The following is a 24688-nucleotide window of genomic DNA, read 5'->3' on the forward strand; positions in this document are numbered from 1 at the left end:
GCAGAGCGGAGCGACCAGCAGCGCGGCGAGCGAAGCCGCGGGCCAGCCGTACGAGCGCCACCCGACAACCGGAACGATGAATGCGACCAACAGCATCATGAGATACTCGACCTGCGAGCCGCGCGTGCCGAGCCGCACTGCGAGCGTGCGCTTGCCCACTTTCGCGTCGGTCTCGATGTCACGCAAGTTGTTCGCCACCAGAATCGCGGTGTTCAGCGCGCCCAGCGCCATACCTGCGAGAACAACGTCCGGCGGCCACGACAGGCCTTGCACGTAGTAGGTCCCAGTGACCGCGACGAGTCCGAAGAAGACGAAGACGAAGACGTCGCCGAGTCCGTGGTACGCGAGCGGGAATGGTCCACCCGTGTACAGCACGGCGCACGCGAGGGAGGACAGTCCGATCCACACGATCGGCCAACCGCCGACCCAGACCAGATAGCTGCCGACGAGCATCGCCGCGCCGAGCACGGTCCACATGCCGCGTTTCACGGTCTCCGGCGCCAGGATTCCGGCTTGAGTGACGCGCGGCGGCCCGACACGATCCGCGGCATCACCTCCGCGCACGAAATCATAGTAGTCGTTCGCGAAGTTGGTCCCGACCTGGATCAGAGTCGCGCCGATGAGCGCGGCGAACGCCGGCAACGGGGCGAGCACCCCGTCGTGAGTGGCCAAGGCGGTCCCGACCACCACGGGGGCCAGCGCCGCTGTCAGCGTCTTCGGTCGAGCCGCCAGTAACCAGGCCTGTGCCCTGGTGACCTCAGGGGCGGCCGATAACGGCCCCCCTACCAGGGCAACCACGGATATTTCCGGAACTCGGGCTTTCGCTTCTCTAGATATGCCCGCCTTCCTTCCTGCCCCTGCTCGGTCATGTAGAAGAGCAGCGTCGCGTTGCCCGCGAGCTCTTGAAGCCCGGCCTGGCCGTCGAGGTCAGCGTTGAACGCACTCTTGAGCAAGCGGATCGCGAGCGGACTCTTCTCCAGAATCTCCTGGGCCCACGCCCAGCCCTCGTCCTCGAGCTGTTCGAGCGGCACGACCTTGTTCACCATGCCCATCTCGTACGCCTCCGCCGCCGAGTACTGGCGGCAGAGATACCAGATCTCGCGGGCTCGTTTCTGGCCCACCATGCGTGCGAGAAACGAGGTGCCGAAGCCCCCGTCGAACGAGCCCACCATCGGTCCGGTCTGGCCGAACACCGCGTTGTCCGCAGCCAGCGTCAGGTCGCATACTACGTGTAGGACGTGGCCGCCCCCGATCGCGTAGCCGGCAACGAGCGCGATCACCGGCTTGGGCATCGAGCGCATGTAGCGCTGCAGCTCCAGCACGTTGAGACGGGGCACTCCGCTCTTGCCGACGTATCCGGCTTCGCCACGTACCCTCTGGTCGCCACCTGCGCAGAACGCCCACTTGCCGTCCTTCGACGGCCCGTTGCCCGTCATCAGCACGACCCCGATCTCCGGGTCCTCGCCGGCGTCGCGAAACGCCTCCTGCATCTCGAGCAGCGTATCCGGGCGGAACGCGTTCCGCACCTCGGGCCGGTTGAACGCGATGCGCGCTACGCCGTCGCACTTGTGGTAGGTGATGTCCTCGTACTGCTTGACCTCTTTCCAGTCGGGCTTGCTCATGGGCGGCGTGGTGTCAGAGGTATCGTGAGCGCCTTGCGGACGGCCTTGGTCACCGCATCCGAGACTTCCCGATGTCGACGCATGTTCGTCTCTCGGTCCGTCGGTACCCGCACGATACGCGTGTGGCCCGATTCGAGCGCAACGGCGAGCGCCGTGTCGAGCCCGTCGATCTCTGCGTCGCAGAAAACGATGTGGTGCATCTCGGCGACGTGACGGAAGTCCAGGCCGTGAGGCGTAGCAAAGTACTTCGTGAACGCCGGATCGTGCTCGGCGATCGGGAGCATGTGGAAGATGCCACCCCCGTCGTTGTCGATCAGGACGAACACGACCTGCGCATCGGGCTCACGACTCCAGAGCAGGCCGTTCTGGTCGTGGAACAAAGCGACGTCACCAATCACGCACACGGTCGGTCGCCCGGTCGCCGCCGCGACACCGAACGCCGTCGAGGCGATTCCATCGATGCCGCTCGCTCCGCGGTTGCCGAAGACGCGCACGGTCTCGTCGCGAGGAACGCCGAATGCGTCGAGGTCGCGAATCGGCATCGAGCTCGAGACGAAGAGGTTGGCTCCCTCGGGGACCGCCGCCGACACCGTCGCAAGCACGTCTCCCTCGTGCGGCTCGCCTCGCGCCGACTGGAGCGCTACCCGGACCGCCGACTCCGCCGATATCCACAGCTCCCGCCAGTCGTCGCCTGCGCTGGGGCCTGCGCGCTCGGCCAACGCAGCCAGCGTATCGGCCGCATCGGCATGCACGTAGTCGGTCGCAGTGGCGCCGTGGTCTTTCCAGCGCCCTCCCCCGTCGATCACGATGTGCCGCACACCGTTGTTGTGGAGCAGCCAAGCCAGCAGCGCCGTGGAGGTGGGCGACGCGCCCACGCGTAGCACGAGAGATGGAGCGAGTGCCGCTTGCACGTCGGGGTCCCGCAAGAGCAGATCGTAGCCGGCGACAACGTGCGCCCCGCGCGACGGAGCGAATCGGGCCCCGGAAAGCGGGTCCGCCAAGAGAGGGAAGCCGGTCGCGGCCGCGAGGCGTAGCACGGCCTCACCGCTCTTCACCGGATCCGAGCTCGGCCCGGCCACGATCACACCACGAGACGTGTCCAGCGCGCCGACCAACGCGTCCAGCGCCTCGGGAGACGCCTGGTGCCGACCCGAGTCGACCCGCACGAACGGTTCCCCGCTCGACCTCCCAGCCCCCGCCAAAGGGTTCTTCTCGAGAAAGTCCCGATGCCCCTCGATCGGCTCGAACGGCCTATCGAGCGGGAAGTTCACGTGCACAGGCCCCGGGGGAGCGCCCCTCGCGGCCGCGACCGCGCGCGCCGCGAGAGTGCGGAGATGCCGTAGCGCGGGACCTTCCACGGCGGGCGGCGCGACCTCGAAAAAAGCCCTTGGGTACGGACCGAACAGTCGCAGTTGGTCGATCGCCTGGTTCGCGTCCGAGTCGCGCAAGTGGTGCGGCCGATCGGCTGTGAGCACGAGCAGCGGCGCTTCGCTCTGCGCGGCTTCGATCACTGCGGGAAAAGCGTTCGCTGTCGCGGTGCCCGAGGTCGTCACAAGCACGGCGGGCAGCCCCGAAGCTTTGCCGATGCCGAGCGCGAAGAAGGCGGCTGATCGCTCGTCGAGATGGACCCGCACGGTGAAGCGGTCGTCTGCGTCGAACGCCAGCACTAACGGGGTAGAACGCGAGCCCGGTGCTACCACGACTTCGTATACGCCCGCACGCGCCAACTCGTCGCAGAAGGCCCGAATCCAGAGGGTGGTGTCGGCGCCGCTACTCATGACCGGTGCCGGGCACCTCCACGGCGGACTCGATGCCTCTGTCCCGACCCAACTCGGCGCCGCTCGACTCGAGCGCGCCGAGCATCGGCTCGAACTTGATGGCGGTCTCGTCCCACTCGAGCGTGGGAACCGATCCCTCGACGATGCCCGCCCCTGCGAAGAGACGCCAACCGTGCCCTGCCGAGACACCCGACCGGAGCGCCGGGGCGAAGATCCCGTTCCCCTCCGCGTCGAACCAACCGACGGGTCCCGAATACCACCCACGGTCGAACGGTTCCTCGTCCGCCAGAAGAGCCATCGCGGCATCACGGGGTAGGCCACACACCGCAGGTGTGGGGTGCAGAAGCCGAAGCAGGTCCAGGACCCCGACAGTCGCTGGCACGCTCGCGCGTATCTCGGTCTCGAGATGCTGGATGCGGGCCAACGTCAGCACGTGGGGCTGTGGGTCCGCGCGGATCTGATGGCCAACCGTCTCGAGCCGCGCGATCATGTCATCCAGCGAGATGCGCTGTTCAACCCGGTCCTTTTCGCTCGCCAGGAGTTGGGTCGCCAGTTCCGCCTGCTCGCGTGGGGTCGAACCGCGTCGGATCGAGCCGGCAACGGCGGTCGCATGGAAGACCCCGTCCCGTAGCGTCGCGACAGTCTCCGGGGCTGCACCCACCAGCGCCGACTTCGGCTCCGGCTCGAACATGAAGACGTGGCTTCCGCGGTTGGAGTCCCACAGATGCGACACGACGTCGACCGCATCGATCGGTTCGTCGAGATCGACGTCCACAGTACGCGCGAGTACGACCTTCGAGACACGCCGCTCGCGGATCGCCTCGAGCGCTTCTTCGACCGAGCGCTCCCAATCGCCGCGGTCGGTCATGGTGCGCCGGCCGGGCACCGAGCTCGGCACGGGCGCCCGCGTGTCCATGAGCGTGGTCAGCTCAGCGCGGAGCGCCTCCGCGCGGTGACGGAGCCGCACAAAGACATCGTCCGATTCGTCGTACGAGACGAACGAACGAACGCGCAGCCAGGCATCACCCGATCCGTCGCCCTCGAGCTCGAAGACCGGGACGTGGAACAGCCAAGCTGGAAACGCCTGCCAGACCCCCTCCTGGGAGTGGTCTGCCCGAAACGAAAAACCCCCGTAGAAGCGGATCCGAGGTGCTCTTGGCGCCCCGGGCGGGAGAAGCGGGTCCAACGCGACCTCGTGCGCCAACGCGGCGACCAGTCCGTAGCGGTCCGTACCTGTCCGGGCGTCGGGTCTGAGCTCGGCAGCCACTCCCCGATGCGCCACCCACCTATCGCCGCGCGCCCAAAACCCGCGGGCCTCTCCAGACGCGTGCCGGAGAAAGTGGTCAGGACGCAGATCCGGCGCGGGAATCGTCACGGTGGCGAGGCGACGGGCGCCCGGCGTTTGCTTCACAGGGGCTCCAAGGCGAGCGGACTCAACGGTTTGCAGACCGAGCCCGCAATATAGCAACCCGTGGCGCCTACGACCCTGAGTTGACGCCCTCCCGTTCGAATCGCGACATGAGAATCGCATCCTCGTGAGTCCCGTTCCCTGCTTGGACCACCCGGTCTATCACCGCCACCTGCTCGACGAAGATCACCGCGTGACGAACGACAGGGCCCGGCACGCTCGGCAGCAACATCAGCGGAAGCAGTAGCGCCGAGCCAGCAAAGACGCGACGGATTCGCGAGGCCGGCTCACGGACGTCACGACCCGAGAGGATCCTCCTGATACGGCCCGACAGCGTGCGACCGTCGCCACCCGCCATCCCGACGACACCTTCGATGGGAGTCCGCGGGGACAGCGCCCACTCCGCGACACGCAAGATAGAACGGGCCAGCCCGAGCGGCTGACGAGTGCGGGTCACCGCCCAGTCGTCGCACACGAGCTCGGCCGCATCCACGAAGCCCTTGAGCGCCACTCGGTTGAGCGGCTGCAGCCACAGAATGGCGGCGACCAGCCGGAGTCCGGCAAGCCAGATCACGTCTGAGCGGCAAACATGAGCCACTTCATGCGCCAACACGGCGCGAAGCTCGTCGTGCGGAAGCTCTCGGTCACACCGGTCGGGCAGTGCGATGGTGTCATAGCCGATCACGCACGGCGCATCCAGCGCCGCGGAGACGCGAAGTGTGGGGCGCACGTCTGTGCCACGCACGACGGCGGCCAATGCCTGGTCCGCGCAGACCGAAGCCGACACTAGCGATCGACGCAACTCGGCCAGATCCCGGCGTCGTCGCCAATGGACGAGCAGTCCAAGGCCGGCGCCGGCGCCCCAAAGAAGCATCAAGACATGGTACCAGGCGATGGTGGGGCTATCTCCGCAGGCGGTCCTGAGGCGGTCGACCCAGCCCGTTCCCGCGCCCGGACCTGAGCGAAGCGCTGCTCGGCACTCGGGCGACGGTCCAGCGACGTCGCCCCTCATCGCGAACAGCTCTGTGTTCGCGCCCCCGTACAGCCGTAGGACGCGCATGCCTTCAACAGGGGATCGCCCGATATCGAACCCCTCAGTGCCGAGCTTCGACATCTCGGGGCGCGCGAGCTCGGCTATGCGATCGAATCTTGCGGTCACCTGGATCTCTTGAGGGGCAGACCGCGGCAGTACCGCCGCGGTCGCGGTCACGATCCCGGCGAGCGCCGTGAACTTCCAGAGCAGATCCTGAGATACCGGGGCGCGTACACGACCGGTGCGCACCGCCAACCAGGCGGCCGCGATCAGGACCGAGCTGTGGACCAGGTAGGTGAGAAGCCACTCGGTGCCCAGCGCGGCGACGCCTCCCACGGCCTCAAGCATCGCGGCCCCCGTTCTGGCTCACCGCCGCGTCGATCAGCTCTCTGATGCGCTCGAGCTCGTCCGCCTCCACGTCGTCCGCCCGCACCAGATGACTCAGTAGCGCTGTCGCGTCGCCTCCGAACAGTGTTGCGGTGAGATCACGAACCTTGGAGCGGCGCACTTCCGATTGCGTAACCGTCGCACGATAGACGTACTGGCGCCCTTCCCTTCGGTGGATCAACACCGACTTCCGCTCGAGCCGGGAGAGCAACGTCGCAACGGTCGTCCTCGCGAGCTTGCGCTCACGGTTGAGGTGCTCCCACACCTCCTGGGTCGTCGCCTCCCCGCGGTCCCACAGCACGTCGAGGATCGATAGCTGAAGACCGGTAAGATCTACGGTATCATGCACGGGTCGCTCCGTTTTCCACGTCGTCGTCGCCCCGTACGACGCCTGTAGCCGGTCCTGCGGTTGCCTCTTCCGTGAATCCGCGACTAGGAAATCGGTTGCACGGCTTCGGTCACCGTGAAGCCGAGCTCTTCGTCAATAGTGTTCTGGGAGTAGTCGATCCAGAAGTCGACCGGGACGCCGAGTTGAGGGTCGTAGGTTGCGCGAATCTCGTATGCGCCCTCATCGAACGCATCTCGCAGGACCGCGAAAAGGCCGTCGACCGAGGGAAACCAACCTGCGGCCGCGGCGTCGACCGTCCGGCCGTCGCCATAGAACTGCGAGACGACGATCTCTCCGTCGACCGTCACGCGGACCGGCCCCCGAGCGTCCTCCGTGCAGAAACATTGGCGCTGGATCGTGTACACGTATCGGAGGGGGCGCTGGGACCGCCACAGCTCCTGGGCCTCTTCGAGCTCATCGACTTGGCTCTTCGGGCCCAAGTCGAAACAAGCCGCCGACGCAAGGGTCATTGCCACCGCGAGCGCGGCCTGCGGGAACCCGGAGACGAAGCGGAGGGTCAAGGCACGCCTGCTCACGAAGCCCTCTCGAATCTGTAGACGTACCCGTCGCAGCAGCCATCGCTCAAGACCAGCACATCCTGTTTCACGCTGAGCCCCTGGGAATCGAATCCGAAGATCGCTTGTGCGTACTCGATGATCGTCGTTGTACCGTCATCGGACGACCGGAGTTGGTACGTCGTGGCACTCTCCAGCAATTCCCGCGTGGCCGGTGCGATCGGGGCATGCAACCCATCGGGCCGACCATCGCCAAGATTCCCAGCGTCTTCCACACGGTGCTGCGCACGCCGCCTCCCCCCCTGATTCCCGTTGCCACCTCATATAACGAATGGAGGCGCACGGAAGTGACATCACGTCGACGTCCGCCCCCAGGCGCGCCACAGCAGGGCTTTCGCCCTGCGCCACTCCTGGCCCATCTTGCTTGTATGATGAGCAACGCCGATGCCACGCCGCCGGGCTCGCGGCCGACACCGCGCCCCCTGCCCTGGTCTCCCGTGCGCTTCGTCTCGGCATTCGCCGTAGCGCTGGGGCTCGCCGCGTGTGGTTCGGACGCGCCTCCTGAATCCCGGTCTTCCGGGCCGTTGCCCCCCGGCCCGCCGGGTACCGACATCTGGCTCGCGACCCTGACCAGCACGCCGGAGGGCATGCCGAGTATCGGCAGGCCCGAGAACGTCACGGAACGTCCGGGCTACGACAACCAGCCGTACTTCTTGCCCGACGGCTCGGGATTCTGGTTCACGGCGGTCGACGACCACTCGGGTCAGGCAGACATCTGGCGGTACGACATCGCGTCGGCCGGCGTGGCCCAAGTCACGCAGTCGGCGCCGGAGAGTGAGTACTCAGCGACACCGCTACCGGATGGGTCCGGAATTTCGGTCATTCGCGTCGAGGCCGACTCGACCCAGCGTCTGTGGCGCTTCGACGCCGACGGACGGAACGCCGCGGTTCTCATTCCGGACGTTGCCGGAGTCGGCTACCACAAATGGGCTGACGACCGCACGGTTGTGATGTTCGTGCTCGGCGATCCCGCGACGCTGCAGATCTGGAACGAGAACCTGGGCCTGCTCCCGGTCGCTGCCCACAACGTCGGTCGCTCCATCCAGCCCATCCCGGGCTCGCGTGACGTGAGCTACGTCCAGCGACACGAGGACGGTACTTCGTCCATCATGCGACTCCGTCCGGGCACCGGGGAGTCGGAACTGCTCATCGCCACACTGGATGGCGGAGACTTCCACGCGTGGACGCCGGACGGCGTCCTGCTCATGGGCCACCGTTCTTCGCTGGTGGCTTGGAAACCGGGCTCGGGCTCCGAATGGACGGAAGTCGCGAACTTCGCCGACATCGGAATGACGATTTCACGTCTCGCAGTGAGTCCCAATGGGGCTCACATTGCGATCGTCGCAGAATTCTAGACCCACGCATACACATCCGGACCGAACCATGCCGCGCAGCCTCGTCACACCCGTCCTACCTCTCCTGATTGCCTTCGGGACAGTCCCCCTCGCCGCGCAGCAGGACGCGACCACGGTCACCCGGTTGGTAGCGAGCGCCGCGGAACTCACCGTCGCCAGGGGCGATCAAGTGCCATTCACGGTACAGGCGCTGGACGCGAGCGGTGCAGTCGTACGCGTGGAGCTTCGCATCACAGGCCCGCGGAATTCGATCGAAATCGGGGACGGCGTCGTGACCGGGATCGTGCCAGGCGAGTATACCATCAACGTCAGCGTGGTGATGCCGGCGGGCTCGACCGCGCGCCCCCCGTCCCTCAGCGTGCCCATCGTCGTCACGTGGCCCGCCGTGGACCGAGTGCTGATCGAGCCCGCGGCGACGCTCTACGCCGGCACGACCGTTTCCCATTCGGCTCGAGCGTTCAGCGTGGACGGTTCGGCGCGGCCGGACCCGATCTTCATCTGGACTTCGTCCGATGCATCGATCGCCACGGTCGATGCGTACGGGGGCGTGAGCGCACACGCTGAGGGGATCGTCACGATCAGCGCCTCGTTCGAGGGCGTGACCAGCTCCCTCATACACGAGGTGGCCACGTTCCCCGGCACCGACATCGAGCTGCTCGGTGGACCCGACGGTTCAGTGCGAACCGGTGACGTGCTCCGTTTCGAGGCGGTAGTACGTGACGCTACGGGTGCGATCGTCGAGGACGCCCCTGTGAACTGGTCGCACGCGTACACGGCGACGGACGGGATGCTCGGCATCCCAGCCACTGGCCAAATGAGGCTCGGAGCCTTCGTGGCGGACGTCCCGGGCATTCACACCGTGACGGCGGCCGCCGGCCCGCTTTCGGCTCGCTGGTCGTTCGAAGCTAGGCCACGGGATGTCGTGCAGGAGCTCGAGGTCGTCGGTCACGGACTCGAGGACTGGTACCGAACGACGGACCTATGGGTCTTCGAAGGAGTGGACGGACGCGACTACGCGATCACGGGGTCGAAGGTCTCAGGCGGCTTCGCGTTTTTCTACGACGTCACCGACCCGGCTGTGATCACCAAGATCGACTCGATCCAGGTCGACGCTCGCACCATCAACGACGTCAAGGCGTCACCCGACGGTCGCTACGCGGTGCTCTCCCGCGAAGGCGCGACGAACCGGCGCGACGGGCTCGTCATCCTCGACATGGCCGACCCGAGGCACCCGACCATCGCGGCACTGTACGATGACGGCATCACGGGCGGCGTGCACAACATGTTCGCGGAGAACGACTACCTGTACGCGCTCTCGAACGGAGACAAGTACGTCATCATCGATGTCACCGACATCTACAACCCGAAGTACGTCTCGGAGTACAACCATCCGGACAGCCGTCTGCACGACGTGTGGGTCCACAACGGCCTGGCGTATTCCTCGGAGTGGGGTACCGGCGTGGTGGTGGTCGATGTCGGGGACGGCCGCTGGGGCGGCTCACCTGAGAATCCCGTCTTCGTGACGTCGTACGCCACGCCCTCCGGACGCACTCACGCCACGTTTCCCTACTTCCAGGAGTCGACAGGAAAGACATACCTATTCCTCGGTGACGAGATCATGAACCGCCGGGGGTTGGCTTGGGCCGGCTACCCGCAATCGTGGGGTTCCTACCAGCGACAGTACGACCCCGAGACGGGCACGGGCGGATTCCCGCTCGTAACACGTGGCTATGTCCAGATTGTGGACTTCACCGATCCCGAAAACCCGGAGATGGTGGCTCGCTACGAGGTACCCGAGTTCGGCACGCACAACCTGTGGGTCGAGGACGACAAGCTGTACCAGTCGTATTACGAAGGCGGCATGCGCGTCGTCGACATCAGCGGCGAGTTGATGGGCAACCTCTATACCCAGGGCCGAGAAATCGCGGTCTTCAAGTCGGCGTCTCCGATAGGCTACACAGCGAACGCCACCATGGTGTGGGGCACGCAACCGTTCAAAGGCCACGTCTTCTTCAGCGACACCAACTCGGGTCTCTGGAGCGTGAAGCTGTTACCCAGACAGCGACCCATCTCGTAGGTTGGCGCCCGTAAGCCGACTCGTAGCGACCAACTCCGGATGGATGATATGAGATTCCGCGGCCCGATCCTCGTTGCGCTGGCGATCGCGTTTGCGGGTTGTGAGCAATCGACCGGCCCGACGCTGGACGCCGTCGACGACGCCTCGCTTGCCCAATTCGCCGAAGCAGGTCTCCGAGGCGAGCGACGTCCGGCTGCCTTCCCTTGGCGCGCTGCTGCGCGCGTCCCGTGAGGCGATCCACGCAACGGACGAGGGGAACACGACCGCGGTCCGTTATTTCCACGCCGCGCGTCGGTTCGCGATGGCCGCGGAAGACTCGCTGGAAGCCGGGAACGAAGACGCCGCCAGGCGGCTCTCCAACCGAAGCTACGGTCACACGCTCCAAGGCATCATGGCCGCACTCGGACCCGACGTCGCCGCAGAAGCGGTGGCGGGTTCAGCGGCCGGACTGGCTCGCATCCAGGGACATCTCGACGGCCGCGACGTTTCCGAGCGCATCGCCGCGCAGGTGGCGCGCATCGCGGAGCGCGTAGCGACGGCAGAGGCGAAGCTCGACGCGGGCGAAGCGATTGCGGCACTGCATCACGCGCTGGCTGCAGCGGAGGCCCTGCGACACCTCTCGCCGCGATACGTGGCCGGGAAGTGGATCCATCACGCGGTGCGGTCGTTGCGCGCCGGGATCCAGGCCGTGGGCGACGCACCGACCGAGGAGGAGGCACAGGCGCTGCGGCGTGCTCGGCGGCTACTGAACGTTGCGAAGCACGAGTTGGAGGCCGGCCATCCCAGGCGCGCCGTCGAGGCCGCCGCCCGGTCGGTCCAGTTGTCGGCGGGAGTGATCAGGGGTCGCTCCACCGATTCCGGCTGAGCCACAGGTCGTCCGCCCCGTGCGGTGGGACTCGCCGATTGAGGCGCGCGGCTCCATCCGCCTGAACTCCCGGTAGCACCCCGCGAGGAAAGCTTGCGGAGCCTCTCCTGCACACGTATATAAAGAGTGTCGATATAAAGACAGACGATACGTAGACGCTCTGAACGTCTGTGACGTGAGGGGGACGACGTGACCAGGGAAGACTTCGACGTCCAGGGATTCGCCCGGGACATCAACGAGCTGCTGATCCTGTCGACGCTCCGAGCCGGCGCGAAGCACGGCTATCAGATCGCGTTGGACGTCGAGGCCGAGAGCAACGGTCTTTTTCGATTCCGACACGGTACGCTGTACCCGATCCTGCATCGCCTCGAGGAAGAGGGTCTCATCAAGGGCTCCTGGACGAAGGAAGGCGGTCGGCGCCGCAAGGTGTACAAGCTCACCGGGACCGGGGAGCGGCATCTCAGCGGTGAAACGGACCGTGTGCAGGAGATCGTGTCGCGACTCATGGTCGTGCTGCGTCGCCCCGGGGAGGCACCAGCATGACAGCGCGGGGGGGTGGCGCTTTCACACAGGTGCTACGGGAAGTCGGAAGTGGTCTCGCGGTGCCGCTCCCGGCACGCGTGCTCATCCTGCGTGAGCTGGCGTACGACCTCGAAGCGCTGAGCGAGCGTTTCGTCGCCGAAGGCCTGCCGATGGACGAGGCTCGGCGGCGCGCGTCCGAGGCGCTCGTCCCCGACGCAGGCGCGCTCCATGCGCTTGAGCGGGTCCACGCACCGCTGTACGAGCGGTTCACGGCGCACATCACGCCGGAGCGGTTGAAGGTCGGGGAGCGTTGGGCGCTCGTGCTCGCTACCTCCACCGTCTTGCTCATGGGCGGGGTCGCGCTGCTACAGGCCGATCTTCTGGATGAGGCGTCTCCGTTCCTGTGGCCGGTGCTAGCGCAGGGTGCGCTCCTGCTCGCGGCCATGCTGGCCAAAGCGTTTCAACTCTGGATCAAGCGGGACCACGCGGTCCCGTGGCGAGGTCTGAACGCGATCCTGGCTCTGGCGTGCACGACGGTGCTGACCGGCTTCGTGGGGCTCAATTTGGACCTTTACCGGCTCGCTTCCACGCTCGAGTCTTCGCCGGAACTCGCGAGCACGCTGACTCCGGTCTGGCTAGTTCGAGACGCGGCCCTGTCGGCGGCGTCACTCATGATCGCACTCACCGGCGTCATGGGCTGGTTCATCCTGCGGCGATGGCTCGCGGTCGCCGAAGGCGATCAGAGGGAAGTACTCGGAATCGACAATACGACCCACAAACTGGGGAGGAAGGACGATGTATGAGCTGTGGGTAAGCATGGGCTTCATGGGGTATCCGCTCGCATTCACTTGCTTCGTGATTTTTGCACTCACGTCCTACTCCAGCGTGCGGCTGTTCAGGCCGAGCGCGTGGGCGGATCTGAAGAGCAAGGTGTTCATCGACGCCATCCTCTTTGGCGGTGGCTTCGCCGCGATCATCGGCGTGCTAGGGACGCTGATCGGAGTCGTGGTCGCCGCTCAATCGATCGAAGTGGCGGGTGGCGTCTCGACGACGCTCGCCTGGGGCGGTATCAAGCTCGCGCTGCTGACCTCCGTGTTCGGGGTCCTGATTCTCGCCGGCTCGTCACTGGTGTGGTTCGCCTTGCAGCTCAGGTGGCGTTTGCTCGAGGCGTCGGCGGCACCGGAGGAGCTCGCAGCATGAGAGGCGGCCCCGTACGGCGCAACGCGGACAGGAGGCATCGTAATGGTCGACATGTTCGGTGAAATCGGCTTCGCTCGGTGGCCGCTCGTGTTCTCATCTGCGGCCGTTGTCGGCCTGGCGTCCTACTCGGCAGCGCGGCTCTTCGGGCGCGGAGCGCTCGCGGATCCGATGAGCAAGGCCGTAGTCGACGCAATCCTCCTATGGGGCGCCTTCGCAACGGTCGCTGGCGTGCTCAGCACCTTGGTGGGGATCGTGACCGCCACGCGCTTGGCCCAGGCCGCCGCCGTCTCCGCCAGCGTGCTCTGGGGAGGCGTCCGGGTCTCGATGCTGGGCGTGACGTTCGGCGTGCTGATCTTGGCTGGCTCGTCCTTGGCCTGGTTTGTTCTGCAGTTCAGGTGGCGCCTGCTGGAGGCTGCTGAAGCGCAGGCAGCAGACCCCGGCCCTCTCGACTAGTCGAAGAGCCCCTCGAAGCGCATGATGCACGCACCCCAACCCTGCTCGTGGGACTCCTTCGCTTCGACAGCCGGGAAGCCGCTGTGCACCAGCACGACTTCGGTCGAATCGCCCTTGGCCAGGAAGTCGACCGTGACGACCGTCTCGCCCATCGCGGTCTCGGGGTCTTCCCAGTCCCACGTGTAGACGATCCGGTCCGCCTTGATGGTGCGGGTCATTCGTAACTCGTTCGATGTTCCTACGCTCATCAGGTGTCTCCTGTCTCGATTGGCAACGCTCATCCCCTCCCTTTCGCCTGTTCCAAATAGGCTGCCAGCGAGTCCAGCCGCTGCTGCCAATACCGTCGGTGCATCTCGATCCAATCGCTCGCGATACCGATTGAGTCCGGATCGTACCAGCACCGATGCACGCGGCCGTCCTTTTCCCGCCGGATGAGCCCCGCTTCTTCCATGACCCTCAAGTGCTTCGAGACGGCCATGAGCGAGACGTCGAACGGCTGTGCCAGCTCCGCTCACCGAGGCGGACTCTCCCTGCACGAGGCGCGTCAGGATCGCACGCCGAATCGGGTGCGCCGTCCGTGGCCGCGCACGTCTCGCAGACGACATTGGGTCGCGGCCCTGACTCGGCTACCCGACGAAAGACCCGCGACCCCTGAGTCGAAGAGGCGTGCGCGGCCGCGGGCTGCTAGGGGCCGAGGGCACGCTACTTCGCCACCCACTCCTTCCATGTCGCCTCAGCGGACCCTACGGTCAGGTCATTCCCCCTGCGCACGAGCGGCATTCGCAGGATCAGCGGCTCTTCGCAGGCGATCTCGAGCCAGCGATCGTCACCGTAGTAGGCCGTTTGCAGCCCCAACGCCTTGAAGCGTTTCGCGTCTCGATCGATGAGCTGTTCCTCGCCGAACTTCTGGAAGAAACGGCGGAGCTCTCCCTTGGATGGCAAGCGCTGCTTGAAGTCCATGAAGTGGACTCCTGCTCGGCGCTCTTTGAAGAAGCGCTGTGCCTTGCGCACGTCGGCGTTGTTGTTCACGCCGAAGATCTGGACGTCCATGACCGCCAAAATATGACGGCGGCGGCACGCCAGGAACCGCGAGGAGGAGCAACGCAGCCAGGGTGGATACATCGGTGCCCGAATGCCCGCGAACTTCTGGGACGGGACACTGGTAGGTGAGCGGAGTAATCCCTGCCCTCGCCGGCCTCCCCTATGAAAGTCGTAGATATATTGGGGGCCATGGATCTACAGCTCGGCCTCTTCCCCGACGAAGCGCCGCGGTTAGCGTCGGCGCCGGTCGCCGCCGTCGATCACTCCCAGCGACAGTCCGAGATCGCGAACAAGCTGCCAGTCGAGTTGCGATTAGGCACGTCGTCTTGGAGCTTTCCGGGCTGGGAGGGAATCGTCTATGACCGGCGGGTGTCCCAGCAGACGCTTGCCAGTCACGGGCTTGCGGCATACGCGCAGCACCCGCTCCTACGCACCGTCGGTGTCGATCGAACCTTCTACCGCCCGATCACTTCCGACGCGTTCCGCGCCTACGCGGACGCGGTACCGGAGGACTTCAGGTTCCTCGTGAAAGCGGATCGGTTGCTCACCTCGCCCACCGACCCGGAAGGATATGGCGTTCGAGGGCCCAACCCTCGTTTCCTGGACCCGCAGTACGCGGCGAACGAGGTGATCGGGCCGATGATGGAGGGGCTCGGGAACAAAGCGGGTCCCCTGCTCTTTCAGTTCCCACCGATCCCTCCCAACCTCGTCGGTGGACGCGGCCCCTTCATGGAACGGCTGCACGGGTTTCTCGACGCCCTGCCGAAGGGTCCGCTATACGCGGTCGAGCTGCGCACCGCGGCGTTCCTGACCGATTCGTATTCGACGGCGCTTCTGGCCACTGGTGCGGCGCACTGTTATTCGGTGCACCCCGCGATGGCTTCGCTCGAGCGGCAACTGGACTCGGTGCAGGCGTATCGACAACCGGCCCTCCTCGTGCGCTGGATGTTGCGCTCGGGCCTGCGCTACGAGGTCGCCAAGGAACGCTACGAACCCTTCGACGCCATCGTCGATGAGGACGCGGAGACACGAGAGCGTATCGCGATCGCCGCGTTGGACGCGCTCATCGCCGAGAAAGAGGTGTTCGTGATCGCCAACAACAAGGCGGAGGGCTCGGCGCCCCTCTCCATCTTCCGACTCGCGGAGCGCATCGCCGAGTGGGATACCCGCTCCGAGGGCGGCGCCTAGCGCGTCAGCCGCCGCTCGACACCGGTCTCGAGATCTAGCACGTACAGCGCGGAAATGGGCCATTCGCCCCGGACGAAGGCCAGCCAACGACCATCCGGAGACGGCCTGGGAGCGAAGCCGTCCGCAAGCACCAGACGTATTGACCCCGTGCTCGCACGCGTGACCAGCAGGGAGTCGTTTCGGGTGAGGTAGATGTCGTCGCCGTTCGGCGCCCACGCGGGGAACGTGCCCGCCTTGACGCGCCCCCACCCCCCGGCGGGGGTCGCCAAATACACGTACTCGCCGTCCTCCATGGTGACCTGAACCGCCAGACGCGTCCCGTCTGGAGACCACGCCGGCGCATGATGCCCGGTACCGGGACCGCTTCCGACCACCCGCACGTTCGAACCGTCCGCGTCCATGATATGAAGCCGGGGGGCGCCGTCAGTCCGGTCCGAGATGAAAGCGAGGCTCCGACCGTCGGGAGAAAACGCGGGATGCGCATCTTCGGCCGGGTCGTCGGTGAGCCGCTCGACCTGCATGCCGTCGGGCCGCATTCGGTAAATCTCCGACTGGCCGTCGCGCGAGGAGCTGAACGCAACCCAAAGCCCATCCCTCGACCATGTAGGCCAGAGGTCGGGTCCGTCAGATACACGCAAGCCCGAGCCTGGCTCGAGCGCCGAGCCCGTCGTATCCGGACCGAGCACACCGTACAGCCGGTACCGGCCTCCCTGGTGCCACGCCGCTAGAAGCCGGTCCCCGCTCGGCGACCAAACCGCCTCCTGGATGAAGTCGACCTCGGGCCCCTCGGGCTCCGTCTGAGCGGGCTGTATCTCCGACTCACCTCCGCAGCCCGACACCACGAGGCCCACACACGTCGCCAGGGGCCCGATCCAGCGAGGACCAGCTACGTACGACGAACGACGCATCGAATTCCCTTTCCCCGGTCCTATCGGATCACCTCTGCGTAGAGGCGATACAAATTCTGGCCCATGATCCTCTCGACCTGATCCTCGGAATACCCTCGACTCACGAGTCCGTCCCAGATCACCTCCATGCGGCGTGGTCCGTTCAAGTCGTGGATGAACCAGGGCATCTCGTTGACATCGATGTTGCCCTCCTCCGAGCGCAGTTCCGCGAGGTACTCTTCGGTCAGCTCGATGACCCGATGATCGCGGTCGCTGCCGATGCACACATGTTCGATGCCGGCTACCTGAACCGCGTGCCGGATATGGTCGAAGTACGCATGCAGGTTGTCCTCCTTTTTCGTCGTCAGGAACGGGCGTAGCTGACAGATGCCCACCACGCCGCCACGGTCCGCGAGCGAGCGCATGTTCTCGTCGGTGGTATTGCGCACGTGGGTATGTACCGCGGCGCATGCGGTATGCGAGACGATGACGGGAACGCGAGAGTAGTCGACCACGTCCGCCATCGTCCGCATGTTGGCGTGGGAAAGGTCGACGAGCATACCGAGCGCGTTCATGCGGTCGATCAACTCCCTGCCGAAGTCGGTCAGGCCGCCGTCGTCCCCGTCCTCCTGGCACCCGACCCCCGCCCGGTTGCGGGTATTGTACGTGACCTGACAGCTCGTGAGGCCCAGACGATAGAACATCTCGACGCGGTCCAGATCGTCCCCGAACTGTTCGGAGTTCTGATACAAGTAGAAGACCGCCATGCGGCCCGACCGGCGCGCTTCGTCGATGTCCTTCACAGACAACGCCTTCACGAACAGCTCGGGATTCTCCCGGAGGTAGCGGTCGTACTCCATGAGCCCATCGACAGCGACATCCAGCGCCTCCGCGCCGAGGAACTTCGGGTCGCAGAGCGTGACCGTGATAGAATCAATGCCGCTCGCGAGCATCTCACGTACGAGCGGCGGCTCGTAGACCGGACGCAGCTCGCCCATCGCGTCCATGATGAGCGCTCGAGGATCGCGGCGAGAGGTTGTGCTCACGCGGTCTCCCGCTCCAGGGCGCTTCGCAGCCGCGAGCACGTCCGGCGCCGTTGCTCCCGAGAGCACGGCGACAGCGCTCGACCTCAGGAATCGCCTTCGGTCCATGGGTTACCCTCCGGTGGTCGTCCTCGGCTCAACTTGCGTCGGGGTTTCCGACCGGCAAGGGTACGTCTTGGCGAGGACCCGATTCCAACGACTCGCTTCATGTCTCTGGCTGGAGGAACCACATGAAGAGACTCACGATCGTTACCATCGCGCTGCTCGCTGGTGGTGCTTGCGGGAGCGGTTCTGGCGACGCGCTAACCGCTTCTGATACGCTCACCCAGGCGCAGAAGGACAGCATCGTCGGGAACCTGCCGGTTCCTGGAGCGAGCGGCGTGAGAGGCGCACTGTCAGTCGCGGAGAAAGCGAAAGCCCGCGCGGAGCAGCACGACACGATGCGTTGAGTAGAAGCGATGGTTCAACTGCTCAGCCGCTGGACCCGGGAGGCCGACACTCCCGCGTAGGCGTCAGATCGCCGGTCCCGAGCGAGCAGTGATTTGGGCGATTTGCCCGACGTGTTGTAGCTTGGTAGCCAATCCAGCACATCTGCGGCGCACGAATGAAGCTTACGCCCAAAGACACCGTCGGCCTACTCCTGGTCGCCGGCACGCTCGGTGTCCTGTACGTCCACATCGGACCGGACGGGCATGCCTCCAAGCACCCGAGTTCGGTCGCCGACGGTGGAGGCTCCGTCACCACGGCGGTCGAGAGCAGCGCGGTGGCGTTCGTGAACGTGAACGTCCTACCTATGGATCGGGACCGGGTCCTCCAGAATCAGATCGTGATCGTCGAGGGCGGCTTCGTTCGGAGTATAGGTCCAGTCGGGCAAATCGAGCCCCCGCCCGGCGCGCTCATCATCCCGGGCGACGGCAGCAAGTACCTGATGCCCGGACTCACCGACGCGCACGTGCACTTGGAAGAGGATGCGGAGCAGTGGCTTGAGCTCTTCGTTGCGAACGGCGTCACGACGGTCTTCAACCTGGAGGGCGAGCCACGCCACCTCGAGCTCCGTGACCGGATCCGCTCCGAAGAGGTGTTGGGCCCGACGATGTACACGTCCGGTCCCTTCACCAACGAGCCAAGGGTAGAAACGCCGCAGCAGGCCGAAGATGAGGTACGGAAGCAGGCCCGGCTCGGGTACGACTTCGTGAAGATTCACGGCAACCTCTCCGCGGACGCGTACAAGCGGCTCACCGAGGTCGGTGAAGAGGTACGGATCCCGATCGTCGGACACGCGCCGAGGAACCTGTCGCTGCGCGAGGTGCTCGAGAGCGGTCAGGCGTCCATTGTGCACGCCGAAGAGCTGATCTATGCGAGCTTCCCTACGCTCGATCCGTCGGACCTCGAGCGCGTCGCATCGGAGATCGCGGCAGCGGGCACGTGGGTAACGCCTACGATTTCGACCTTCGCCAACAACGAGACGCAGTGGGGCTCGATCGCGGGGCTCGAGACGAGACTCGCCTCCCGAGCCGTGAGGTACGCCCCACAATCTTTGAGGGACCGGTGGGCGGGCCCGAACCCCTATACGGACAAGGATTCCTCAGAGCGCCCCCGGATCCGCGCGATGTTGGACTTCCACCCGCAGATGCTTCGCGCGCTCGCCCGTGCGGGCGTCCCGATGCTCGCAGGCACGGACGCTGGGAAGCCCGTCATGGTTCCAGGCTTCTCTCTTCATGACGAGATCGACGCGTTGGCCAGAGCCGGCCTGACGAGCTTCGACGCGCTCGAGGCCGCGACGAGCAACGCGGGGCGTTTCGTGCAGGAGTTCGTTGACGAGAATGCGAACTTCGGCACTGTGACGCGCGACGCGAGAGCAGACTTGATCCTGCTCGACGAGAATCCCTTGCTGGATCTCTCGCAACTTCGGCGGCCCGTGGGCGTGATGCTTCGTGGCCAATGGTACGACCGCGATGCGCTAGACCGGATGCTGGAAGAGGTGGCCGGCAACCGTTAGCGGGTTGGGAGGTCGCACAACCCTACGGCATGACCAGCGGACCGTTTCAAGGGCTCGCACCACATGGCATCGTCGGCGGATTGCAATAACTTGAATGCGTCAGATCCTCGTCCCTACCGCGATGGAAGATTGCTCGATGAAGCTCTTGAGACCGGTCCTACTGACCTGCACGCTCATTGCCGCGGCGTGTGGCGGTACAGAAACCGCCGAATCCGCGGAACCGCTCCCACTTCTCGCCGAAGCATCTTCGGACCTCCCCTCCGTGCTCGTCTACAAGACGCCGACGTGTGGATGCTGCAACGCGTGGATCGAGCATCTGAGAGCGGCCGGCTTTACGGTCGATGCGCGCAATACGACGGACCTCATGACGATCAAGATCGACGCCGGGGTACCGACGGCGATGTCGTCCTGCCATACGGCGCTCGTGGACGGGTATGTGGTCGAGGGGCACGTGCCGGCCGAGCAGATGAAGCGACTGCTCACTGAGCGCCCGGATCTCGTCGGTATCGCGGTCGCGGGGATGCCGGCCGGATCACCCGGCATGGAGAGTCGCAACCCGCAGCCGTATCAGATTCTCTCCTTCGACAGCCAAGGCAACGCCGCCGTCTTTGCGGAGATCGATCCAGGCAGCCCGTGATTGAGGTCCCGCTGGCCGCCATGCGTCGGCAACGGCGTCCCGTGGGTGCGAGCGGGTGTCGGTGCGGTCGCCACGCAGGCGTCCACGCGCACGGCATACGGCGACGAGCTCCTCGACATGCTCGAGCAAGGAGTTGAGCCCCCGGGAGACGCTGGAGCGCGCGACGGCCGCGGACGAGTACGCCGAGCGACGCCAGGTGGGGGTCATTGCCTGAACGGTTCATCGGCACAACACACCGGTGCGGGACCTGGCTTCTGAGCAGGGCACCGGTCCGGCGGTAGGACTCGCCCGGCTGGAAAGAGCGCCCCTTCCGACGTGTTGTCAGCGCACGATAACTGGAGTCGTCACCTTACGGTCACCCACTACCAAAGTCAGCGACGACGTGCCCCGGTTCCGGCCAAAAACGCTATTGGATATGCCGGTAATCACCTCCTGCCCGCCGACCATGATGAAGACCTGGATGTCACCGATCCTCCATGATGCCCGAAAGCCGGTTGCCGGCACCTCGTTGCCCTCGAGATCCACGAGCACCCCTCTCACCGTCACCCTGCCCGATTGGTAGTCCACTTCCACCGGCGATGGCTCGATGCGGATCTCCGAGAGCTCAACCGGTTCGACGTAGACCGCTCCGATCCCCGACCCGCGCCCCAACTCGACGCGAACGAAGGTTGCGCCTGGTGTGATCGCCGTGACCGTCGCGCCCGTTTCCGTCGTCTCGAGCGTGGCCACTCCGGGGTTGCTCACAAGCCACTCGACGCGGCTCGCGCGGTCGGGCAGAGGGTTGTCGTTCTGATCCATGGGAACCACACGGAAACTGCTGGACTCCCCGGGCACCAGATAGATCGAGTCGGGTTCCAGCCTCAAGCTGTCCACCCACTGGACACCGGTCGTCTCCTGGCAGGCGAGCATCACGAGCGCGACGAGGAGCGCAACGCCCAAGGCGCTCGAGCCCCAACGGCGCCCTGCACGAATCTCGACTCTCGCCGTCATGTCAGCGATTCCCCCCGAAAGTGACGCGCATCCCGAACTGCATCTGCCACTGAGAGTCCGGGGTCACCGTGGTCCATGGATCGGGCGACCGCAACGCGCCCGAGTCGTCGCGGGTCGGCAACACCGCAGCACCCCATCTCGCCGGTAGCGGGCCGTCGCAACCGACCTCGCACAGGTCGAGCAGCGGCACGACGGGGCTCACGGTTTCCACCTGGCCCCAGGAAGAGTTCACGAGGTTGAGCACGTTGATCAAGTCGCCTTCGAAGCGGATATCGCGCCCGCCGAAGCTCACCGTGTGCGCCAGCCGCAGATCCAACCGATGCTCCCACGGCGCCCTGCATCCGTTCCGGGGCACGAGCGTGCCCTGGTAGTCCGACAAGCATTTGTTGTTTTTGATCGCGTCGATCATGAGGATCTTGGTGATGAGCGAGAGCGGTGCTTGTGTCGGGTTCTCCGGCACGTGGATGAGGTCATTCGTCCGATCCAGCGCTCCGCCGACGCCCGGATATCCGTCTCCGTTCACGTCGCCGTTGTAGACGTAGGAGAACGGCAAGCCCGACTGGCCGGTGTACAGCAGCGACATCTCGGTGTCGGGCAAGCCCGGGAACGGCGAGCCGAAGACCGTCGCCACGATCTTGTGCGGCCTGTCGAAGTTCGAGGTGCGAAGCGGCGGCCGGTTCACGTCGAACTCACTCGGGTTGAAGCCGAAGTTCGAGTGCATGTCCTGGAATACCAGGCTCATCCGGTCCCACGACCTGGCCAACGCGTACCCGAGCTGATAGCTGAGCCGGTCGCCGATCTGGCCGCGAAGCTCAGCGCTGATCGACGTGGCCCAGTCCTCTCCCTCGTTGGTGACGAGCAGTACCTGCTCGAAATCGCTTCCGAGCCGGTGGTAGTAACGGCGCTCGGTGCCACCGAGCTCGGCCAGGTTGGTGTTGCCGCCCTCGATGTTGAGCTCCTGTAACCCGATCTGGTTCAGCGCTTTGTTGAAGAGGAAGCCGATCGTGAAGTTCGTACGGTTGCTGAACTCGTGGTCGACGGCGGCGGAGAACTTCAGGTCCTGCGGATACCTGAAGCCGGGCTCGAAGACGACGACGCTGCGCAGCTCGTTGAAGCTCGGCTGCACTTCCAGATCCGGGCGGTAGCAGGACGTGGGCGGCGTCCCGGTGCTGAACGGCGGAGCGGGACGGGCGGGTGCCGGCTCGATATAGTACCGGCCCTCACACGTGTACGTCACCGAACGCAGACCGTCGTTGTGAAAGGCGTTCGCCAGCCACACGTACGGAACCTGCCCCGAGAACCAGCCGAAACCACCCCGGACCTGCGTAATGCGCGCGCCCTCGCTCTGCCAGTTGAAGCCGAAGCGCGGGGAGATGAGGAAGTTGCCCGACGGCAGCTTCGACGTGTCGTAACCGAAGTAGTCGAGCACGCCAGTATTCTGCGGCGGCGCGCCCATCACGTACGGCACGTCCACGCGCAGACCGAAACGCATGGTCAGTCCACTGCCGGCGTTTATCTGGTGCTGAACGAACGCGCCCAACTCGGCCACCTCGAATCGCACTGCGGGATCCTGCCCCTCGGCGAGCACCGTCCGCTGATAGCGGTGCGGCGCGTTGCGCTCGAGATCGCCGAAGCTCGGGAAGTAGTACTCCCCCCCGGCACCGGGCAGGAAGGTGTGCGCAATGTCGTAGTAGGAGCCGGTCACGCCGAGCGTCACGACGTCGTCGCCCGCGCTGCGGATGTCCAGAGAGTTCGTGATGCGCAGGCTCTTCTGATCGAGCGCGTTCTGCTGCGCGAAGAACTGACCGCCCACGCGCACGGGGCGCCGGAATCCGACACCGTCCACTGAGCTCGCCACGTCGACTTCCAGCTGCGGCCACTCGACCGCGGGCCTGGTCACGTCCGAGCTGACCTGGAGCGTCACGTCCAATTCGTTGGCGTAGCGATCACCGAACCCGGAGAAAAGCTGGAAGGACGTGATGTTGTTCGTCGAGCTCCGGAACACGGCGTTGGAGCCCAGCTCGTACGGCAGGAACGCGGAACGATTGGGAGACTCGTCGTTCTTCGCGTTGGAGAAGACGTTGCGGATCGTGAGACGATCACCGCCCCCGAGATTCCAGTCCGAACGAGCGAAGATATTGGAGAGCTGCCGTCCCAGTGAATAGATCCCGGCCGACCCGGTGTCGACGCCGAACTGGTCGTGCATCAACGTGCTGAACAAGTCCATGCTCTCTTCGGAGACCCGCACGAGCGACGCGGGGTCCCGGAAGAGGTTGTAACCCATCGGGGGTTGTTTCCGGCGCTCGAATTCGCCCGCAACGAAGAAGTGTCCCTTGTCCTCGATGATCGGCCCACCGACGGAAAACGCAACGAGGCTCCGGTTCACGCCCGACGCCTCGACCGGACCCGTCGGCAGCGACAGATCACCCATGAGAGCTTCCGCCCGGTGGACGGCCCCCACACGGATGCGCCAGTCGTTGGTACCCGCCCGGGTGACCGCGTTCATCACCCCGCCGGTGAAGCCCGAGAGCCGCACGTCGAACGGCGCGATCAGCACCTCGTACTGTGCCACCGCATCGATTGGGATCAGCTTAGCGCCCGCCTGACCTCCCGGCACACCGCCGGCGGTCAGCCCGAACATGTCCTTGCTCACCAGCCCGTCGATCAGGATGGCGTTGTAGCGGTCGTTCTGTCCAGCCACCGAGAAGCCGCCGCCCTCGGTCGTCCTCACGAGCGGCGAGAGAACCGCCAGCTGCGTCACGTCTCGGGAAAGGATGGGCATGGCGTCGATGAGCCGTTGGGTCAGTCTGGTGGCCGGACCCACCTGCGTCGGCGTGAAGATCGTAGCCCTGTCGACTGCGACGTCGATGCCCGCGAGCTCCACCGCCTGTTCCTCGAGGTACATCTCCATAGTGAACGTCTCACCCACGGGAAGCACGAGTTGCTCGACTCGGCTCTCCGCGTACCCGAGGATCCGGACGGTCACCGTGTACGGGCCGCCCGGTGCGAGCAGCAGGATCAGGAAAGCACCCTGCCGGTTCGTAAACCCTGTGCGCTCAGCGCCGGTGTCGACCTGTCGCACCGAGACCGTGGCGCCCACCAACGGCACTTCATTGGCCCCGTACACAAATCCACGGATCGCGGCGGTGGTGCGAGACTGCGCGTGCACGGAGGACGGGGCGACTGCGGCGAGCGCCGCGAAAGCGGTGAATGCGAGAAGAGATCTACGCATATTGCGTC

The 24688-nt window shown here is 65.6% G+C and carries 26 protein-coding genes and 1 pseudogene; 12 read left to right on the forward strand and 15 right to left on the reverse strand.

The window, feature by feature from the left end:
• The 8 genes from IIB36_14015 to IIB36_14050 all read right to left on the reverse strand — a co-directional run.
• Nucleotides 1-789: 1,4-dihydroxy-2-naphthoate polyprenyltransferase (locus IIB36_14015; protein MCH7532855.1), on the reverse strand; the 789-nt coding region annotated here is incomplete at its 3' end.
• Entirely contained in the window at nucleotides 783-1622 is an 840-nt protein-coding gene (menB, locus tag IIB36_14020; protein ID MCH7532856.1) for a 1,4-dihydroxy-2-naphthoyl-CoA synthase, read from the reverse strand. The genes IIB36_14015 and menB, both read right to left, overlap by 7 nt.
• Nucleotides 1619-3400, reverse strand: a complete 1782-nt coding sequence (gene menD / locus IIB36_14025) for a 2-succinyl-5-enolpyruvyl-6-hydroxy-3-cyclohexene-1-carboxylic-acid synthase (protein ID MCH7532857.1) — start codon at nucleotides 3398-3400, stop codon at nucleotides 1619-1621. Before menD ends, menB begins: the two co-directional genes overlap by 4 nt.
• Nucleotides 3393-4811 carry an isochorismate synthase gene (locus IIB36_14030; GenBank protein MCH7532858.1) on the reverse strand — a complete coding sequence of 473 codons (1419 nt, stop codon included), beginning with the start codon at nucleotides 4809-4811 and terminating at the stop codon, nucleotides 3393-3395. Before IIB36_14030 ends, menD begins: the two co-directional genes overlap by 8 nt.
• 67 nt (nucleotides 4812-4878) lie before the next feature.
• Complete coding sequence (locus IIB36_14035; protein MCH7532859.1) at nucleotides 4879-6189, reverse strand: M56 family metallopeptidase; 1311 nt, start codon at nucleotides 6187-6189, stop codon at nucleotides 4879-4881.
• Nucleotides 6182-6577 carry a BlaI/MecI/CopY family transcriptional regulator gene (locus IIB36_14040; protein MCH7532860.1) on the reverse strand — a complete coding sequence of 132 codons (396 nt, stop codon included), beginning with the start codon at nucleotides 6575-6577 and terminating at the stop codon, nucleotides 6182-6184. The genes IIB36_14035 and IIB36_14040 overlap by 8 nt, the downstream gene beginning before the upstream one ends.
• An 83-nt stretch (nucleotides 6578-6660) precedes the next feature.
• Complete coding sequence (locus tag IIB36_14045; protein MCH7532861.1) at nucleotides 6661-7152, reverse strand: hypothetical protein; 492 nt, start codon at nucleotides 7150-7152, stop codon at nucleotides 6661-6663.
• The gene (locus IIB36_14050) at nucleotides 7149-7364 is read right to left on the reverse strand and encodes a hypothetical protein (protein ID MCH7532862.1); all 216 of its coding nucleotides are present in this window, start codon (nucleotides 7362-7364) and stop codon (nucleotides 7149-7151) included. Before IIB36_14050 ends, IIB36_14045 begins: the two co-directional genes overlap by 4 nt.
• Nucleotides 7365-7778: 414 nt before the next feature.
• On the opposite strand from IIB36_14050, the gene IIB36_14055 reads away from it, so the two are divergent.
• The 7 genes from IIB36_14055 to IIB36_14085 all read left to right on the forward strand — a co-directional run bounded on the left by IIB36_14055 (nucleotide 7779) and on the right by IIB36_14085 (nucleotide 13663).
• Nucleotides 7779-8546, forward strand: a complete 768-nt coding sequence (locus IIB36_14055) for a hypothetical protein (GenBank protein MCH7532863.1) — start codon at nucleotides 7779-7781, stop codon at nucleotides 8544-8546.
• A 28-nt stretch (nucleotides 8547-8574) separates the two neighbouring features.
• Nucleotides 8575-10623: an Ig-like domain-containing protein gene (locus IIB36_14060; GenBank protein MCH7532864.1), complete on the forward strand. Its 2049-nt coding sequence runs from the start codon at nucleotides 8575-8577 to the stop codon at nucleotides 10621-10623.
• 148 nt (nucleotides 10624-10771) lie between these two features.
• The gene (locus tag IIB36_14065) at nucleotides 10772-11488 is read left to right on the forward strand and encodes a hypothetical protein (protein MCH7532865.1); all 717 of its coding nucleotides are present in this window, start codon (nucleotides 10772-10774) and stop codon (nucleotides 11486-11488) included.
• Between the two features lie 189 nt (nucleotides 11489-11677).
• Complete coding sequence (locus IIB36_14070; protein MCH7532866.1) at nucleotides 11678-12031, forward strand: helix-turn-helix transcriptional regulator; 354 nt, start codon at nucleotides 11678-11680, stop codon at nucleotides 12029-12031.
• Entirely contained in the window at nucleotides 12028-12813 is a 786-nt protein-coding gene (locus IIB36_14075; protein ID MCH7532867.1) for a hypothetical protein, read from the forward strand. The genes IIB36_14070 and IIB36_14075 overlap by 4 nt, the downstream gene beginning before the upstream one ends.
• Nucleotides 12806-13210, forward strand: coding sequence for a MotA/TolQ/ExbB proton channel family protein (locus IIB36_14080; protein ID MCH7532868.1), 405 nt, complete (start codon nucleotides 12806-12808; stop codon nucleotides 13208-13210). Before IIB36_14075 ends, IIB36_14080 begins: the two co-directional genes overlap by 8 nt.
• A 42-nt stretch (nucleotides 13211-13252) precedes the next feature.
• Complete coding sequence (locus IIB36_14085) at nucleotides 13253-13663, forward strand: hypothetical protein (GenBank protein MCH7532869.1); 411 nt, start codon at nucleotides 13253-13255, stop codon at nucleotides 13661-13663.
• Here the strand turns inward: IIB36_14085 and IIB36_14090 are convergent.
• The 3 genes and pseudogenes from IIB36_14090 to IIB36_14100 form a co-directional block, all read right to left on the reverse strand.
• Entirely contained in the window at nucleotides 13660-13911 is a 252-nt protein-coding gene (locus IIB36_14090) for an SRPBCC domain-containing protein (GenBank protein MCH7532870.1), read from the reverse strand. The two genes, IIB36_14085 and IIB36_14090, sit on opposite strands and share 4 nt — an antisense overlap.
• A 29-nt stretch (nucleotides 13912-13940) precedes the next feature.
• A pseudogene (locus tag IIB36_14095) lies at nucleotides 13941-14268 on the reverse strand (helix-turn-helix transcriptional regulator).
• Between the two features lie 97 nt (nucleotides 14269-14365).
• Nucleotides 14366-14713: an arsenate reductase gene (locus IIB36_14100; protein MCH7532871.1), complete on the reverse strand. Its 348-nt coding sequence runs from the start codon at nucleotides 14711-14713 to the stop codon at nucleotides 14366-14368.
• Between the two features lie 153 nt (nucleotides 14714-14866).
• On the opposite strand from IIB36_14100, the gene IIB36_14105 reads away from it, so the two are divergent.
• Nucleotides 14867-15892: a DUF72 domain-containing protein gene (locus IIB36_14105; GenBank protein ID MCH7532872.1), complete on the forward strand. Its 1026-nt coding sequence runs from the start codon at nucleotides 14867-14869 to the stop codon at nucleotides 15890-15892.
• Here the strand turns inward: IIB36_14105 and IIB36_14110 are convergent.
• Both IIB36_14110 and IIB36_14115 read right to left on the reverse strand, forming a co-directional pair.
• Complete coding sequence (locus IIB36_14110) at nucleotides 15889-16800, reverse strand: PD40 domain-containing protein (protein MCH7532873.1); 912 nt, start codon at nucleotides 16798-16800, stop codon at nucleotides 15889-15891. The two genes, IIB36_14105 and IIB36_14110, sit on opposite strands and share 4 nt — an antisense overlap.
• A 20-nt stretch (nucleotides 16801-16820) precedes the next feature.
• A complete protein-coding gene (locus IIB36_14115; GenBank protein MCH7532874.1) occupies nucleotides 16821-17930 on the reverse strand; it encodes a membrane dipeptidase in 1110 nt (369 codons plus the stop codon).
• A gap of 122 nt (nucleotides 17931-18052) precedes the next feature.
• Here IIB36_14115 and IIB36_14120 point away from each other — a divergent pair, with 122 nt between their 5' ends.
• The 4 genes from IIB36_14120 (at nucleotide 18053) to IIB36_14135 (ending at nucleotide 20716) form a co-directional block, all read left to right on the forward strand.
• Complete coding sequence (locus IIB36_14120) at nucleotides 18053-18271, forward strand: hypothetical protein (GenBank protein MCH7532875.1); 219 nt, start codon at nucleotides 18053-18055, stop codon at nucleotides 18269-18271.
• Nucleotides 18272-18426: 155 nt separating this feature from the next.
• Nucleotides 18427-19821, forward strand: coding sequence for an amidohydrolase family protein (locus IIB36_14125; GenBank protein MCH7532876.1), 1395 nt, complete (start codon nucleotides 18427-18429; stop codon nucleotides 19819-19821).
• A 136-nt stretch (nucleotides 19822-19957) separates the two neighbouring features.
• Complete coding sequence (locus tag IIB36_14130; protein MCH7532877.1) at nucleotides 19958-20458, forward strand: DUF411 domain-containing protein; 501 nt, start codon at nucleotides 19958-19960, stop codon at nucleotides 20456-20458.
• Nucleotides 20459-20716, forward strand: a complete 258-nt coding sequence (locus IIB36_14135) for a DUF1028 domain-containing protein (GenBank protein MCH7532878.1) — start codon at nucleotides 20459-20461, stop codon at nucleotides 20714-20716.
• A gap of 63 nt (nucleotides 20717-20779) precedes the next feature.
• Here IIB36_14135 and IIB36_14140 read toward each other — a convergent pair whose 3' ends face one another.
• Entirely contained in the window at nucleotides 20780-21448 is a 669-nt protein-coding gene (locus IIB36_14140) for a hypothetical protein (GenBank protein ID MCH7532879.1), read from the reverse strand.
• 1 nt (nucleotide 21449) lies between these two features.
• Entirely contained in the window at nucleotides 21450-24680 is a 3231-nt protein-coding gene (locus tag IIB36_14145; protein ID MCH7532880.1) for a TonB-dependent receptor, read from the reverse strand.
• Nucleotides 24681-24688 lie beyond the last annotated feature (8 nt).

It is taken from the genome of Gemmatimonadota bacterium, from assembly GCA_022560615.1.
Classification (GTDB): Bacteria; Gemmatimonadota; Gemmatimonadetes; order Longimicrobiales; family Gaopeijiaceae; genus UBA1138.

What these genes read in the sequence shown, in the direction of transcription:
- IIB36_14105 (MCH7532872.1), top strand. Translation starts at nt 14,867, where the DNA reads ATGAAAGTCGTAGATATATTGGGGGCCATGGATCTACAGCTCGGCCTC.
- IIB36_14060 (MCH7532864.1), top strand. Translation starts at nt 8,575, where the DNA reads ATGCCGCGCAGCCTCGTCACACCCGTCCTACCTCTCCTGATTGCCTTC.
- IIB36_14120 (MCH7532875.1), top strand. Translation starts at nt 18,053, where the DNA reads ATGAAGAGACTCACGATCGTTACCATCGCGCTGCTCGCTGGTGGTGCT.
- IIB36_14110 (MCH7532873.1), bottom strand. Translation starts at nt 16,800, where the DNA reads ATGCGTCGTTCGTCGTACGTAGCTGGTCCTCGCTGGATCGGGCCCCTG.
- IIB36_14145 (MCH7532880.1), bottom strand. Translation starts at nt 24,680, where the DNA reads ATGCGTAGATCTCTTCTCGCATTCACCGCTTTCGCGGCGCTCGCCGCA.
- IIB36_14125 (MCH7532876.1), top strand. Translation starts at nt 18,427, where the DNA reads ATGAAGCTTACGCCCAAAGACACCGTCGGCCTACTCCTGGTCGCCGGC.
- IIB36_14130 (MCH7532877.1), top strand. Translation starts at nt 19,958, where the DNA reads ATGAAGCTCTTGAGACCGGTCCTACTGACCTGCACGCTCATTGCCGCG.
- IIB36_14100 (MCH7532871.1), bottom strand. Translation starts at nt 14,713, where the DNA reads ATGGACGTCCAGATCTTCGGCGTGAACAACAACGCCGACGTGCGCAAG.
- menD (MCH7532857.1), bottom strand. Translation starts at nt 3,400, where the DNA reads ATGAGTAGCGGCGCCGACACCACCCTCTGGATTCGGGCCTTCTGCGAC.
- IIB36_14090 (MCH7532870.1), bottom strand. Translation starts at nt 13,911, where the DNA reads ATGAGCGTAGGAACATCGAACGAGTTACGAATGACCCGCACCATCAAG.
- IIB36_14035 (MCH7532859.1), bottom strand. Translation starts at nt 6,189, where the DNA reads ATGCTTGAGGCCGTGGGAGGCGTCGCCGCGCTGGGCACCGAGTGGCTT.
- IIB36_14140 (MCH7532879.1), bottom strand. Translation starts at nt 21,448, where the DNA reads ATGACGGCGAGAGTCGAGATTCGTGCAGGGCGCCGTTGGGGCTCGAGC.
- IIB36_14080 (MCH7532868.1), top strand. Translation starts at nt 12,806, where the DNA reads ATGTATGAGCTGTGGGTAAGCATGGGCTTCATGGGGTATCCGCTCGCA.
- IIB36_14055 (MCH7532863.1), top strand. Translation starts at nt 7,779, where the DNA reads ATGCCGAGTATCGGCAGGCCCGAGAACGTCACGGAACGTCCGGGCTAC.
- IIB36_14115 (MCH7532874.1), bottom strand. Translation starts at nt 17,930, where the DNA reads ATGGACCGAAGGCGATTCCTGAGGTCGAGCGCTGTCGCCGTGCTCTCG.
- menB (MCH7532856.1), bottom strand. Translation starts at nt 1,622, where the DNA reads ATGAGCAAGCCCGACTGGAAAGAGGTCAAGCAGTACGAGGACATCACC.
- IIB36_14085 (MCH7532869.1), top strand. Translation starts at nt 13,253, where the DNA reads ATGGTCGACATGTTCGGTGAAATCGGCTTCGCTCGGTGGCCGCTCGTG.
- IIB36_14075 (MCH7532867.1), top strand. Translation starts at nt 12,028, where the DNA reads ATGACAGCGCGGGGGGGTGGCGCTTTCACACAGGTGCTACGGGAAGTC.